We start from the raw sequence: 14,164 nt of genomic DNA, 5'->3' as shown, positions 1-14,164 counted from the left end.
TATATTTAATAGATATAATATGCGTTTTCGTTGATCCGTTTCTGGATATTATTTATACTTATTTTATAAGGAATATCTTCTTCATTTTTATAATGAAAATCGATTGTACTGATTGCCTTTTTACTGATTCCTATCCATTTATTGTCCTTAATTTTATAAAGGGAAAACTGATTGTAGTGCAGTGTATAGTCTGCTTCATTGATAATGACCAGCTTGTTTTTATCCTGCGGATAAAAGGTAATATGTGTTTTTCCGATTTTGTATGATTGCTCTTCCAGAAAATTTACATGTTCTTTTTGGGTATAAGAAAGCAATTTTGATTTTAGCAGCAGAAACCTGTAATTGGTTTGTCTGATATTTTCATTGATCCTGCTTTTTATTTTTTTTAAGGTATGAGAATACTGGCTGAATTTGTAGTGGATGCCCTTTGGCGAAATCGAAAATTTAGCTTTGTTTTCAAATGGATCTATAAAGAAAAATTGATTGTCCTTTACATTGATAAGATGAATCAGTAGGTACTGTTTTTCAGTAATACTATTGAAAATATTACCCTCTACCCAATGGTGAACGACATCTGTATAGGTAAATTCCTGTACAATGGGTTTATGATAATACTTAATTTCCTTTTGAAGTTCCAGTCTTCTTAACACCAAGGTGAAGCTTTCAATCTCTGTATTGATCTGGGTAATATCTGTAGTATGAACCCTGTTGAATTCAAAATTACATTCATCAAAGCAGAAATGGCGGCTATTCTCTAAAATACGGGCATAATCTTTACTCTGTTTGAAGAGATTGATGCATTGCTCATTATTTTTCAATAAGGTGAAAAAGCCTGCAGGATAATTCTTATGAGGAGAAATGACATCGTATTTCTGCAATATTTTTTCAGTCATAAAATACCTGATATTACCGAAAACAATATCGATATCACAATATCCCCAGAAATCATAATTTTTCAGATATTCCTGAAAGATCAGCCCATAGGTAGGTTTAAAATCACATAATTTGTAACCATCCAGAATGTTGATATTCAGATTGAGCTTTTCACTGGCTAATGCACTGAATTCAGTAAGGTCCTTAATGTGCACAAAGTGTACATTGGGGATATGAAAAGGAGCTTCTAAATTAGTAAACAATATAAAATCAACATCCGGATTATATTTGCAACTGAACAAAAAATGGCTGAAATAAGATGGCCAGCTTTTTCCGAAATAACAATTTATTAATGCGATTTTGGTCATCCTACGTCAGTTTTTTAATATTGAGTAATGAGTCATAACTTTTGTGTAAGAAATAATAAAGAATGGACTCATAGAGATTCGGTTTCGAGGCAAACATTCGGTTAATAAACATATGAATATAACTTATCACTAATGATTTAACCATTTGCTTAGATTGGAGCTCTTTAACTTCAGCTATATATTTTTTTGTTTTTTTGGTTCTGCCATTCAATATCGTAGAAAAATCATCACCACCTGTTAAGAGACCCAATATTTCACTTCTGTGGTTTCTATATTTATCTTTTAAAGCTGCCTTAGAGTTTTCATCCAGCCTCATACCATACCCATTGGCCAGGTGATTCATAATATCTCTTCTTTCGGTTTGCTCATAGCCAAAATCATCCAAAATCCTGTTTACTCCAACAATAGCTGCTTTCCAAATTGCAGTTTCCGTCAATTCAGCCTCTTTCAATAGCTGGCAAACGCATTCACTGTCAAAATGAAATATACTTTCCATGTAGTCTATGGTAGATTCTCCATATCGCTCAATCTCTCTATTATAGGTATCCAGAACAATTTTATGGATAATCATCTCCTGTGTCAAATACTTATCGAGCAATTGATAGATCTGATTGGATATATTATGATCAGATGATGTTGTCAGAAACCTTATTCTGATATGATGATCCGGATCGCTGTAACGGATGAAAAACCATTTTTTGATAATCCCTTTTTTAATGAGTCCACTGGCAAATTTATAAATAGAATCTTTGATGATCTGATCCGAAACTTTGGTACTGCTATAGATTTTATAGAAGAGCCATTCGCTTCCCGGAATAAAATTTCTGGTAATGGTATTTTTAACAGGAAAGACGGAAAGTTCTTTGTTTTTTGTACTGCTTAGGTTATGCCATGGAATAACAATCTCATTGCTATGGATATTTCCTTCCGTATCTTTGGCTATACTTTCATATTGATTCGCAAGGTTTTCAAACACTCTTATTGTCTTTTCCTTCACAAGATGATCCAGTAAGATTTCCAGAGAAAGGTCATTGTTCATAAATACAGGGAGTTCCATATCCCTCTCCGAGAAAGTAAAGATTTCAGGAATATTCTTTTCTCTTAGATAATCCCTGAGAATAGCTACTGAAGCCTGCTTTCCATTGAATATTTTCTCGGATGACAGTCGCCATGATGTTCTTGACAGGATGACGTTGTTGACCATTATCCTTGGTAAATAATCATAATTGGTAAACATTCCCCAGTTCCAGTTATAAGACGGGGTGATATTCTGATACTGAAGATCACATAAGAAATGATACATCGGTACTTTATGCAGATTATAATTATGGGCAGATGAAAGACTAGGAATAACCTCTTTATTGTATTTTTTGGAACGAAGGACAACCCTGTTGTTCTTGATAGAAATCATAAGGTCATTCAGGTAGATCGGTTCACTGTCTGAATGATGGGGGCTAAGAATGGGAATTTCATATTTTCTCAGATGCGGTCTGAGAAGGATATTACCTACCCTTGGTTGCGGATTATGCACAATCTCAGCAATGATCTGATTTTCAAAGAAATTTTCTTCCTCTAATAAAGCTTGTTTTACTGATTCTTCCAGTTCGTTGTCCAAATGACAAAAACGTCCCAGATAAGTAGAGGACGAAGGTCCGTCACTGAATTTATGAAAAATGACAGGTTGTCCCTCCTCGTCCTTATATACCTGTACCAGAGAAGACATTGAAAAAGGTATATTTTTATTTTCGTCTGAAAACGGAGCGACCTCATCTTGAGTGATTATAATTTTATCTTCATTGTTCTTAATGGCACTAATTAATTTTTCACCCAAAAATTGATTCCATTTTACAGATCCCTGAATAATATTAGAATTATTTTCAGACTTGAACTGGATTCCTCCAATCAGATCCGAAGCATCATTATCCGAATGTACGGGATAATTGATTCCTGATAGGGGATCAAGCGCTAACAATAAAGGTATTTCCTGTTGATCATATCTTTCAAGAAATACATTTTTAAAACTCTCCAGTGCATCAATTTTATCTGATGTACCGATATTAAAGACTGTTGAAAGCACCTTTTTGAAATCTTTAAAAATAGTATTGTTCAGTGTGTTGGATACTTTACCTTTGAGCAGGTCTGTCTGGATAATATTTTTTTTATAGCTTTTAATCCCTGCTTCAGTTAAGATTTGAGTAATTTTCTCAACAGCATCATCAATGTCATTGGTTATATTTATTTTTTGAACAATTTCAAATATGCTGATAATGTGGCGAATGAAAGCTGCATCATCATTATTTTCTTGGGTAGCAGGAATTTTCAGTCCTTTTAAAAACTGATAGATAAAATCCTGGAAGTTTTTGTCAGTAACCTTTGGAGAAAGTTCACTGACAAGTATTTTTGAGTCAATAAGCTCATTGACATAGTCAAAGCTGTCTTCATAAGAAATATCCTGCTTAACCAATACCTCTATTATGGATGATAGCTCCAGCCCGTTGGTACAGGCTTTTATAATAGAATTCAGATATTTGTTTTTTTCTGTAGAAATAATTTCATATTTCAACCCTCCGTTATTTGCAGAAGACTCAATATAACGGTATTTATTTTTGGTACTGTATATGGTATTGTTGGTATAGAACTTACAGATTTGTCTGACAAACATTTTTTGCTCCAGTTCTGTAATGATATCATGTACCAGTTGCATATCCAGTCGTGCATAAATCTTATCCTGCCCTTTATCCAGTGTGATCAGGGTATTACTGTCCCATTGTCCCATGCTTACTCCTGCATTGGTTCCAAAGGGGATGGTTCTGAAATGTATTCTAAGCCAGTATTTAAGCAAAGACTTTTTTATTTTATCTGCTTTTTCTTTCGAAAGTTTTTTTTCATCCCAATTGATAAGCTGCTCATAGAGATCCGGTGAAGATAAATAAATTGCCTTACGAAAGTTTTCACTATTGATGTCTTCTTCCCATGTATCAATACTTTTTTGTGGAAAAAGAGGAGTCCTCAACAGGTAAAAGTTCAGCTTTTCTATGTCGTTGTATTTCATTCTATGTTCATTAAATAAATTTTATCCCAATCTTTAGCTTTCTCAGGATACTGATAATCCAGTAATACCATTCCCACTCCTGAAATTCCTTCCAGTAGCCCAGTATGTTCTACCCATTCATCATTTTTCAGATCATAAGGAAACTTGGTTCCTTTATCCAGTTGCTGAAGGGTAATAGCCATCCAATAATCATGTGCTTCTTTGAGCTCTTCCCGCTTAAATACTCTGTAAAATTTATTGAAAATATGTGAAATTCCGGATGATCCATGACAGATCCCAGTGTCTATACAATCATTTTTGTTACTGTAAAAAACCCCGGCGTTATCCAATCTGATTTTTGATGAATTCAAAATGATAGAAAGACTCATTGTTTTCAGGTCTTCATCCTGCAAAACAGTATAGGCTTTCCATATCCCTATTGCAATACCTAAGTCACCATAGCACCATGCCAACCTGTTTGCGGGTTGCTTTTTGCGGGTAACGACATTGATTTTTGAAGGAAATATATACTGAGAATTTTTATTTTCCTCATACAGTTCAGAAAGAAAATGTACCGCTCCTTGGATCAGTTTTTTACAGGTTTCTTTTTCACAGCCTTTATGATAACATTCTGCTAAAAAGGATATGATTGAAGGAAGACCATGGGCAAGACCCAGATCACAGATGTTTTCTTCTTTTGTTATATTATGATCAACCCAGAAAATGGATTTGTTTTGTTCATATTTTAAGTGGTCAATATATGACACTATTTTTGCGACTGTATCAAGTTTCTGGATTTCCAGAAAGTAAAGACCCAATCCAATCAAACCTGTAAACAGGTCATATTCTTTTTTGTCTGCATAAATAGAGATCAACTCTAAAAAGAATTCTATAGAATCTTCTTCTATTGCATCAATATCCTCATCTGTAATAATATTGGAAGTATGAAGAAGCCTCATGAAATAAATCACGGCTAAACTTCCGCTGGCAAAAGAATAATAAGTGTCTTCAGAAGCCAGGTCTATCAGACTTTCAATTTTTTCAATCTCGATATCATTATTGTAGAATAATGAGTAATAATTACTCCCCAAGCTGAATGTGATATTGTCACCTTTATCTGCAATACATTTTTTTGAAATCTCGCTTAAAAAAAAATCAATTTTATCTTTATACATATTGGCTTAATATTTCAATGGCTGTTAGAGAGTCTTTGTGTGTTCTGGAAACATTATTAAACATAAACTCATTGTATCCGTAGAGTTCTTTAAATTCCAGTAATTTTTCCTGGAAAAAACTTCCGTCTCCAATAAGACTTATATTGTCTATAGAACCATTAGTACTGCTTTTTGCTACTTTTAGTGCTTTTTGTTTGGTTTTATGACAGCATCCGGAAAATGTCAATACCATAGACGGATCTTTTCCGTGCTTTGCTTTGTATTCTGTTCTGAAGTTTTGTAGCTCTTCCTTGAGATAATCTTTGTTGGACTCTCCATGAAATATAGATCTCGCGAAATTGAGATCGTGCTGCAAAGCTACTTTCAACCCTGAATGTGAAGATCCCATATACCATACGTCAGGAATGTTTCCTTTGTAAGGCGGGATAATTAAATTTTCTTTCAACAGTTCGTTTTCTTCCCTCAGAAAGCGTAGGGTAGATTCAAGCTTCGGAAGAAATGATGAAAAATAGCTGTCTTTATCAACATCTACGTTAAAGTATTGAAGATCATATTCTCCCACTAGCCCTTTTACAAAACCAAGATCTAACCTTTTAGGATATAAGCTGGATAATAGTTTATAATTGTGAGCTACTCTGAATGGACTTTGTAATGGCATAATAACCCCAGCAATTCCTATCTTTATTTTATCTGTTAATCCCAATAGTATGGGTAGAAGCATTTCAGGAGTAGACCAGGCCATGTCATGTGCTTTTGAAAAATAATTTTCAGTAACCCAAAACCTCGAAAAACCAAGCTCGTCTGCTCGGGTTGCATAGTCAATGATATCGTACAACGATTTTTTAGAATTGTTAAGAGAATTTTCTCTTATACCAAATTCCAAAAGCCCTATTTTTAATTTATTTGCCATAACTAGTTATTAAAAAGTAGCTACTCCCGCAAAGGAGTAGCTTTAATACTTTTTGTGAAATATTATACTTCAGTACAAACACACAGTTCAGAAGATCTGCTGCTTCCAGCTGTACATGTCCAGTGTGTACAATCAAAAATAGATAAAAATGCCTCTTTTCCAGCTTTTACTGATTTCATTTCGTCAGAGTTTAATTGAGATAACTTCTCTTTTTTAAGAGTTAACTTTTTTGTAAGCTTTTTGCTCATGGTTAAAAAAATTTAAATAATTTACCTACTCGTTAGCTTTTCGGTTTCCGCTTTTTTATATGTATTTATTATATAATACCTTGTTTATCAGTATTTAAATGGAAAACCAGTCCTTTGGTTTTAAAATATAACGGTATACTGCTCTATAAAGAACATAATGTGTTGCGTAACGCAATTATCGTTATAAAATTAGAAGTGGTTTATTCTATACTTTTAGAAGCAGCTTCATCCTGATTCTTCATTGTACTTACCTTTCCGGGTTTATCTTTATTATAATTAATATCTATATTTGAGATAAAACTTCCTTTCCTGGCCTCCCATTTTCCCTGGCTCTGATAACGATAGAGCAAGTCATTGGATAAGGTCTTTTTAGCAGAGATTCCAAAGACAAAATCAATAGCATCTTCCTGTATATAATCTACAAGTTGCAGGGTAATAGCCAGCTTGCTTGAGCCTGTAAAGATCAGTTTGTATTGTTGCAGATCGATATTCTGCCAGCCCGTTGTACTGGTCTTATATATTATATTTTCAGTAAGGAGAGTTTGTTCTGGTAAACCATCCTTAACAGTATATATATTTAATTTTAAGGTAATTTCTTTGAACTTGGAGCTTGGAATAATATAAAAATTATAAGCGTTTAGCTTTGTCCAGTTATAGATATCAAATATCTGCCCCTGTTCAACGGTGGGAATGTTTTTATCAAACATTTTAGAGAAGGTAAACATAGGTCTTTTTTCTGCACCTATGATTTCTCTTTTGGTTTTTCTTCCGTTTATATTAATTTCCTGAATAGCATATACTCTTTTGTTTAAAATAATGTTTGGGTTTTCAGTTATTTCGTTGACGCTCAGTTTTTTAGTTTCATAGCCGTTGGATTCAAAAATGATCTCGTCACTTTTATCGGCATTTTGAGGAATTTCCAGAGAATAGTTACCATTGATATCGGTAATAGTACTTATGTTTTCATTCCCAAAACTTATTGAGCAGTAAGAAATAACTTCTTTGTTTTCATTTTTGACAGTTCCTGAAATTTTTTGTGCATACATATGTATAGTAAGTAGTAGAGCACAAATTGCCAGTCCGATCTTCATTATTAGTTTTTTTGTCTGGTCTAAATATAGGATTTTATTCTACATTACTCACTTGTAAAGGAGAAAAAAACAAATTTTATTTGTCATATGTATGTATTTTCCTTAAAATAGATAACTTATTCACATTAAATATTAAAAATAAGCATTGAATATTCAATGGCTTTATGTTGGCTCTAATCCTTTATTCAAGAGCTTTTCACTCAGTCGTGCTTTACATAATTCTAATTTTTTTGTATTTTAATTCGAGAAGCATAAATTTTTTTGAAAAAAATAAAGTTCACCGATTAAATGGTGAACTCATTCCGCTTTTTTATAAAATTTTTCATAAAAAAAAGGAAAGCATTTTTTTCCTTTTTTTCCTTTACAGTGGGCGATTCCGGATTTTTTATAAATTTCTTGAATTTTCCATACCTAATTCCTTTATAGAAATCTCTCTCATTTCCACTTTTCTTACCTTTCCGGAAATGGTCATTGGAAATTCATCTACAAATTTCCAGTACTTTGGGACTTTATAATGAGCAATTTTTCCTTTACAATAGTCCAATAGTTCTTCTTCTGTGATGGTGAAGCCTTTTCTCACCTTTACCCAGGCCATTACTTCTTCTCCAAATTTTTCACTGGGTACGCCAATGATTTGAACATCAAGAATATGGGTGTATGTATATAGGAAATCCTCAATTTCCTTTGGGGAAATATTTTCTCCACCTCTGATAATAAGATCTTTAATTCTTCCTGAAATTGTAATATATCCGTCCTTATCCATGACCGCCATATCACCGGTGTGCATCCATCGGGCAGTATCCAGCACTTTTTGGGTATTTTCAGAATCATTCCAGTATTTCAACATGACCGAATACCCTCTGGTACATAGTTCGCCATGCTCTCCCCGTTTTAGTATTCTTCCATTCTCGTCAATGATCTTTATTTCCAAATGATCCTGCACGGTTCCTACCGTGCTGACCTGCTTTTCCAAAGAAGTTCCTATCAGCGTCTGAGTAGAAACAGGGGATGTTTCCGTCATTCCGTAGCAGATGCTCATTTCTTTGATATTCATAAGGTTTTCCACTTTTTTCATGATTTCCGGCGGACAGACCGATCCTGCCATAACACCGGTTCTTAAACTTGAAAAATCATAAGTATCGAAATCTTTGACAGCCAGTTCTGCAATAAACATAGTAGGAACACCATATAATGAGGTACATTTTTCATCAGAAACTGTCTTTAATGTCATATCAGGATCAAAACTGTCGTTGGGAATAACCATACAGGCTCCGTGGGTCGTACAGCATATGTTTCCGATAACCATCCCAAAACAGTGATAGAAAGGAACAGGAATACAGACTCTGTCTTTTTCTGTGTATTTCAGCCTTATTCCAATAAAGTAGCCATTATTTAAAATATTATGATGGGATAATGTCACGCCTTTCGGAAATCCCGTAGTACCTGAGGTATATTGAATATTAACCGGATCATCAAACTGTACATGTTCCTCAAAACTATGAAGGACCTCATCTGAAATATCCTGTCCGTTATTCACAAAATCATCCCAGTTTTCGTCAAAGAAAATTTCATGTTCAAGGCTGGGGCATACTTCTTTTGCATACTCTACCATTTCCTTATAATTACTGGACTTAAAACTTAATGAAGAAAAAATAAAGCGTACCTCAGACTGGTTGAGAACATAGGTGAGCTCATGAGTTCTGTAGGCCGGATTAATGTTGACTAGAATAGTTCCTATCCTGGCGGTAGCATACTGTAAAAGGACCCATTCATACCGGTTAGCAGACCATATTCCGATCCGGTCTCCGGATTTTGCTCCTAAAAATAATAAGGCTTTTGCAATAGCGGTTGTCTGATTATAAAACTCCTGATACGTGGCTCTGTAATTCTGATGAACACAGACTAATGCTTCCTGGTTGGGGTGTTTTTCAACTGTATTTTTAAGATTTCCTCCGATAGTTTGTCCTAATAACGGAATTTCAGAAGCTCCGTAGACATAAGATAGTGGCATAGTATAAGATTTGGTTAAATAAATTTAACAAATATATCTTTAACTATGGGCTGTCTATATTAATTTTCCTCGGAATCTATCCTTTTCAGCTGGTCCAGATTTTTGTCAAGCTTTTTAATGATACTTCCATATACTAATTTGTAATAAAACCATATCATCGATACAGCAAGAAGGGTGCTGACTACAATTCCGACAATAATGATTGTGAGATTAGAATTGGAAGGCTGGATATTCTGGGAATTTAAAGTATAAAATATGAACGCAATTAACACAAAGGTGAAGGCTACCAAAAGAACAATACTAATGAGAATAAAGGCATTCACTGTTTTCTTGAACTTGATAATTCTTGTAATAAGCCCTTTAAGATTCTCTTCAATCTTTATTTTACGGTAGTTTTGATAGAATTTCAATACAAAGTATGCCGTAATGAGCAGGCTTAAAACTTTTATTGCTAAATAAGCATGACCGAAATTATCTTCTACTTCAGGAGCTCCCTGGGCACCCAATCTCTCCAGTACTTTGCGGAAACTGTCTGATTCCTCCTCCTGGAAAAAATAAAACAACCCTAAAACAGAAAAGAAAAGGAATTCTACAACACTGATCCAGAAAATATACTTTACATAATTGCGTGATTTTCTATTCAGCATCTGAAGGATCTCAGTGTTGTCATATTTTGGCTGTACAGGCTGTTCCTGCCATGTCTTCTTAAAGCTATCTAAATCAAATTCAGGCATATTTTTCCATCTGTTCTTTAAGGGTTTTCTTTAATCTGTTCATTTTCACACGTGCGTTGACTTCGGTAATCCCGAGGTTTTCTGCAATATCCTTGTAAGGCAGATCGTCAAGATACATCATGACAATGGCTCTTTCTATATTAGGAAGAGTCTTGATTACAGTATACAAAAGCGAAATCTGTTGTTGTTTTTCATCGTCATCTTCCACAAAATCTTTGTGGTTGATGTCCAGTTCATTGGTAGGAAGGCTTTTGCTTTTTTTTCGGAAAAGAGTAATGGCTGTATTAAGCGCTACACGATACATCCATGTCGAAATTTTGGAATTTCCTTTAAAAGAATCATAACTTCTCCAAAGCTGTAAGACGATTTCCTGGAAAAGATCTTCTTCATCTTCAAGAGAATTGGTGTATAAGCGAGATACTTTAATAATCAGACCCTGATTATCTTTAATAAGCTGCGCAAATTCTTTTTCCCTGGAATTCATAGATGTATAATGGCACGAAGATAATAATAATGTGGTAATTGATGAAGAATTATATTGGACAAATGCTAAAATAGCAAATCGACTTATTTATCTGCTTGGTTTTTCAGCCTTCCTTAAATTTATGTATCTTTGCATCCGCGAGAAAATCGGCTTGTTGATTTCCCATCTTATGGGAGGTAGGAAAGTCCGGACACCATAGAGCAGCAAAGCGGATAACATCCGTCACCCGTGAGGGTAGGACAAGTGCAACAGAAAGCAGGTACAGTTCGGCTGTAGTGAAACCAGGTAAACTCTTTGCGGTGCAATGGTAAGTATATCGGTTCTTTTCAGCAATGGAAATAGGGGCGGCTCGTCCTGAAAGCCGAGGGGTAATCAGCTCAAGTCTTGCAGCAATGTAAGACGTAGATAAATAACAGGCACTTCTTCGGAAGTACAAAATCCGGCTTATAGATTTTCTCGTATTTTTCTTGTATTGAAGATACTCAAATAGTATAAAAAATAAGCGGAGACTTTTCTCCGCTTATTTTTTTTAGTTTTCATATACATGTAAGCTTACATAGTCGGCAAACTGAATCCATTCCGCATGAACGTTAGGCATCTGTAGTCCATATTGGATTGTATTAACAGGTGCCGGGTAGATATTGGGATCTCCCATTTGGAAGCCATCCCAAACTACTCCCGAGCTATCGACTGTTCTGAAGTCATAAAATGCCCATCTTGTATTAGGCATTATGCTTGTAATATAGGGATCATTATAATTATAGATGGCTGTATTACCGAGAGATGTAGTAACTGCCCATTGATAAACGGGGATTATGGCTGTACCAGATGTATCAAAAGAATCAAACTTCATTTCAGTATGTGGAGGCACAGTAAACAGTCCGGAAGGATTGGTAGATATAGGTTTAACAACAGGGTAAAAATTAACAGGATTACAGGTGATTAATCTGCCTTCAATGGTGAGTGAAGTATGGTTGGAGATCACAAGTACATTATCCTGTGTTTGTGAAAAGCTGAGTATTCCTAAAAGGAACAACGTGAATGACATTATTTTTTTCATGATAATAATTTTAAATGGAATAGAAATAATACGTAAATGATTAAAAAATGTTTGAGCTTAATGGTCAGATTTCATTTTTCTATATATTTCATCTTTCTTTTTAAAATTAATATCTAGAGCCCAGGCTATAATTTTTGCTTTATCGCCTCCGGTTTTTTTGTTTATTTCCGTTTCTGAAACCCCTGTGGAGATAATTAATGCTTTGGAAGCCGGAATAAGAATTTCTTTTCTACGGTCACTAAGTTCTACAGAGTTATTCCTTCTTTCTTCTTGTGTAGGCTGATTTTGCGGTTCCCCTAAGCGTATAAAAGCTTTATCAAAAGCTTCCATTTCGGAAGTTTTCATATTCTCCATAGTGTTGAGAGCAGTTTGTTCATTACTGCAGGAAGCTAAGCCTAAGAGAATAAAGGCTGATAGCAAGAGCTGTTTTTTCATAGTTAAAGTTTTAATGATATAGGTGAAAAATTGAGGTGATGAATATATAAAAAAATAATGTGAATAGAAAATTATTCACATTATTTAGTATTTATGTTGAAAATATTTACATTAAATAGTTAATTCTATTAAATCATTATTCATTTTCAAGGATATTTTTAGAGTCTATAAGACCCTGTTTGTCTTTTTCAGAAAGCTCCGGGTATTTTAAATTCATTTTTTCAAGAGTATCAATAATGATCTGTATAGCGGCCACCCTGGCAAACCATTTATTATCGGCAGGAAGTACATACCATGGTGCGTGATCCTTCGATGTTTCATTGATAGCAGTCTCATAAGCTTCCATATACTGATCAAATAATGCTCTTTCCGGAAGATCTCCGGCAGAAAATTTCCAGTTTTTTTCCTGTTCATTAATTCTGTCCAATAACCTTTTCTTCTGTTCATCTTTAGACACATTCAAAAAGATCTTAATAATGGTTGTTCCATTTTGCGAAAGATGCTTTTCAAAATTTCTAATGCTTTCATACCGGTTTTCCCAGAATTTATTATCAAAATCTTCTACCGAAGACCAGGTTTTCTCACTTAGATTATATTCAGGGTGTACTTTACATACCAGGACACTTTCATAATGCGAACGGTTGAAAATTCCGATCATTCCTTTCTGAGGTAGTGCCAGATAATGTCTCCATAAGAAATCATGCGAATATTCCCGGGAACTTGGCGTTTTAAAACTGGTTACGTTACAGCCTTGTGGATTTACTCCTCCGAAGACATGTTCTATCATACTGTCTTTCCCGGCAGCATCCATTGCCTGCAATATAACAAGCAGAGACTGGCTACCGTCTGCATATAATTTTTCCTGTAATTCGCGGAGCTTTTCCTTTTCTTTAATTAACAATTGTGCTCCTTCTTCTTTGGTAAGTTTTCCCTTATAAGCTGTTGGCGTTTTTTTTATCGAGAATTTGCCGTTTACCTGAAAATCATCTGAGAAATTGGTGTCCATATATGTATAAAGATTAAAAGATTAAAAGATTAAAAGATTAAAAGATTAAAAGATTAAAAGATTAAAAGATTAAAAGGACTTCGCTAAACATCTACCCTTATATAAATGTAATAAAAAAACCGCCTCAAAGGAGACGGTTTCTTTATTTTTTTAAGTAGAATTTACTTCACTGCAGCTTTCTTAGCTAGTTTTGCAGCTTTTTTCTCAGCTTTTGCAGCTTCTTTCTGCTCAGCAGGAGTCAATACTTTTGCTTCAGGAGCGTTAGCATCTACATTACCTTTGATGTAAATTACGCTTCTGCTGTTGGCAGGGTCATTAGAGAAAACTTCAATCATTTTGTTGAATCCTCCATTAAGAGCTGTATTGTATCCAACTTTGATCTTAGCAGATTTTCCTGGCATAATAGGATCCTGGCTGAATTCCGGAGTTGTACATCCGCAAGATGGTTTTACGTTTGAAATGATCAAAGGTTTGTCACCAGTGTTTGTTACTGTAAAAAACCTTGTTCCATCGGCATTAGGCTTAATAGTACCGTAGTCGAAAGTAGTTTTGTCAAATGTAATAGTTTGTGCAGATGCCAGAGCAAATGTTCCGAATAAAGCAATTCCTGCAATTAATTTCTTCATATTCTTGAATGTTAATATGTTTGTTAGATAAATTTTGTGAAACAAAGTTAAAAATTATTTTAATTCATGCTTAAAAATTTTTTTCTTTAGACTATTTTTGCAAATTGCAAGC

13 protein-coding genes and 1 other RNA gene are annotated in these 14,164 nt (G+C 34.4%); 1 reads left to right on the top strand and 13 read right to left on the bottom strand.

The features are described 5' to 3' along the window. Positions 1–5: 5 nt before the first annotated feature. The 9 genes from B8967_RS06400 to B8967_RS06360 form a co-directional block, all read right to left on the bottom strand. Positions 6–1,241, bottom strand: coding sequence for a DUF6625 family protein (locus tag B8967_RS06400; RefSeq protein ID WP_084085270.1), 1,236 nt, complete (start codon positions 1,239–1,241; stop codon positions 6–8). Between the two features lies 1 nt (position 1,242). Then, entirely contained in the window at positions 1,243–4,293 is a 3,051-nt protein-coding gene (locus B8967_RS06395; protein ID WP_084085268.1) for a lantibiotic dehydratase, read from the bottom strand. Beyond that, the gene (locus B8967_RS06390; protein ID WP_084085266.1) at positions 4,290–5,447 is read right to left on the bottom strand and encodes a lanthionine synthetase LanC family protein; all 1,158 of its coding nucleotides are present in this window, start codon (positions 5,445–5,447) and stop codon (positions 4,290–4,292) included. Before B8967_RS06390 ends, B8967_RS06395 begins: the two co-directional genes overlap by 4 nt. Beyond that, a complete protein-coding gene (locus B8967_RS06385) occupies positions 5,440–6,357 on the bottom strand; it encodes an LLM class flavin-dependent oxidoreductase (RefSeq protein WP_084085264.1) in 918 nt (305 codons plus the stop codon). Before B8967_RS06385 ends, B8967_RS06390 begins: the two co-directional genes overlap by 8 nt. A gap of 62 nt (positions 6,358–6,419) precedes the next feature. Further along, positions 6,420–6,605: a class I lanthipeptide gene (locus B8967_RS06380; protein WP_047488251.1), complete on the bottom strand. Its 186-nt coding sequence runs from the start codon at positions 6,603–6,605 to the stop codon at positions 6,420–6,422. A 200-nt stretch (positions 6,606–6,805) separates the two neighbouring features. Further along, a complete protein-coding gene (locus B8967_RS06375) occupies positions 6,806–7,696 on the bottom strand; it encodes a carboxypeptidase-like regulatory domain-containing protein (protein ID WP_084085262.1) in 891 nt (296 codons plus the stop codon). Positions 7,697–8,081: 385 nt separating this feature from the next. Beyond that, positions 8,082–9,707 carry an AMP-binding protein gene (locus tag B8967_RS06370; RefSeq protein ID WP_084085260.1) on the bottom strand — a complete coding sequence of 542 codons (1,626 nt, stop codon included), beginning with the start codon at positions 9,705–9,707 and terminating at the stop codon, positions 8,082–8,084. A gap of 59 nt (positions 9,708–9,766) precedes the next feature. After that, positions 9,767–10,441, bottom strand: coding sequence for an MFS transporter (locus B8967_RS06365; protein ID WP_047488257.1), 675 nt, complete (start codon positions 10,439–10,441; stop codon positions 9,767–9,769). Then, positions 10,434–10,925 (bottom strand): RNA polymerase sigma factor, encoded by a 492-nt coding sequence (locus B8967_RS06360; RefSeq protein ID WP_027374652.1) that lies wholly within the window; start codon positions 10,923–10,925, stop codon positions 10,434–10,436. The genes B8967_RS06365 and B8967_RS06360 overlap by 8 nt, the downstream gene beginning before the upstream one ends. 138 nt (positions 10,926–11,063) lie before the next feature. Here B8967_RS06360 and rnpB point away from each other — a divergent pair. Next, positions 11,064–11,388: RNase P RNA component class A (gene rnpB, locus B8967_RS06355), an RNA gene on the top strand. A gap of 66 nt (positions 11,389–11,454) precedes the next feature. On the opposite strand, the gene B8967_RS06350 is transcribed toward rnpB, so the two are convergent. From B8967_RS06350 to B8967_RS06335, 4 genes are all read right to left on the bottom strand, one after another. Next, entirely contained in the window at positions 11,455–11,985 is a 531-nt protein-coding gene (locus tag B8967_RS06350; RefSeq protein WP_047488260.1) for a hypothetical protein, read from the bottom strand. Positions 11,986–12,042: 57 nt separating this feature from the next. Continuing rightward, positions 12,043–12,420, bottom strand: coding sequence for a hypothetical protein (locus B8967_RS06345; protein WP_084085258.1), 378 nt, complete (start codon positions 12,418–12,420; stop codon positions 12,043–12,045). A gap of 136 nt (positions 12,421–12,556) precedes the next feature. Then, positions 12,557–13,426: a polyphosphate kinase 2 family protein gene (locus B8967_RS06340; RefSeq protein WP_047488264.1), complete on the bottom strand. Its 870-nt coding sequence runs from the start codon at positions 13,424–13,426 to the stop codon at positions 12,557–12,559. Positions 13,427–13,587: 161 nt separating this feature from the next. After that, positions 13,588–14,052, bottom strand: coding sequence for a DUF1573 domain-containing protein (locus B8967_RS06335; protein ID WP_047488266.1), 465 nt, complete (start codon positions 14,050–14,052; stop codon positions 13,588–13,590). Positions 14,053–14,164 lie beyond the last annotated feature (112 nt).

This window comes from Chryseobacterium sp. YR221 (genome assembly GCF_900176315.1).
GTDB lineage: Bacteria > Bacteroidota > Bacteroidia > Flavobacteriales > Weeksellaceae > Chryseobacterium > Chryseobacterium rhizosphaerae.
This window is presented reverse-complemented; position numbering and strand designations above follow the sequence as displayed.

What these genes read in the sequence shown, in the direction of transcription:
- B8967_RS06345 (WP_084085258.1), bottom strand. Translation starts at nt 12,420, where the DNA reads ATGAAAAAACAGCTCTTGCTATCAGCCTTTATTCTCTTAGGCTTAGCT.
- B8967_RS06380 (WP_047488251.1), bottom strand. Translation starts at nt 6,605, where the DNA reads ATGAGCAAAAAGCTTACAAAAAAGTTAACTCTTAAAAAAGAGAAGTTA.
- B8967_RS06365 (WP_047488257.1), bottom strand. Translation starts at nt 10,441, where the DNA reads ATGCCTGAATTTGATTTAGATAGCTTTAAGAAGACATGGCAGGAACAG.
- B8967_RS06375 (WP_084085262.1), bottom strand. Translation starts at nt 7,696, where the DNA reads ATGAAGATCGGACTGGCAATTTGTGCTCTACTACTTACTATACATATG.
- B8967_RS06390 (WP_084085266.1), bottom strand. Translation starts at nt 5,447, where the DNA reads ATGTATAAAGATAAAATTGATTTTTTTTTAAGCGAGATTTCAAAAAAA.
- B8967_RS06335 (WP_047488266.1), bottom strand. Translation starts at nt 14,052, where the DNA reads ATGAAGAAATTAATTGCAGGAATTGCTTTATTCGGAACATTTGCTCTG.
- B8967_RS06370 (WP_084085260.1), bottom strand. Translation starts at nt 9,707, where the DNA reads ATGCCACTATCTTATGTCTACGGAGCTTCTGAAATTCCGTTATTAGGA.
- B8967_RS06395 (WP_084085268.1), bottom strand. Translation starts at nt 4,293, where the DNA reads ATGAAATACAACGACATAGAAAAGCTGAACTTTTACCTGTTGAGGACT.
- B8967_RS06350 (WP_047488260.1), bottom strand. Translation starts at nt 11,985, where the DNA reads ATGAAAAAAATAATGTCATTCACGTTGTTCCTTTTAGGAATACTCAGC.
- B8967_RS06340 (WP_047488264.1), bottom strand. Translation starts at nt 13,426, where the DNA reads ATGGACACCAATTTCTCAGATGATTTTCAGGTAAACGGCAAATTCTCG.
- B8967_RS06385 (WP_084085264.1), bottom strand. Translation starts at nt 6,357, where the DNA reads ATGGCAAATAAATTAAAAATAGGGCTTTTGGAATTTGGTATAAGAGAA.
- B8967_RS06360 (WP_027374652.1), bottom strand. Translation starts at nt 10,925, where the DNA reads ATGAATTCCAGGGAAAAAGAATTTGCGCAGCTTATTAAAGATAATCAG.
- B8967_RS06400 (WP_084085270.1), bottom strand. Translation starts at nt 1,241, where the DNA reads ATGACCAAAATCGCATTAATAAATTGTTATTTCGGAAAAAGCTGGCCA.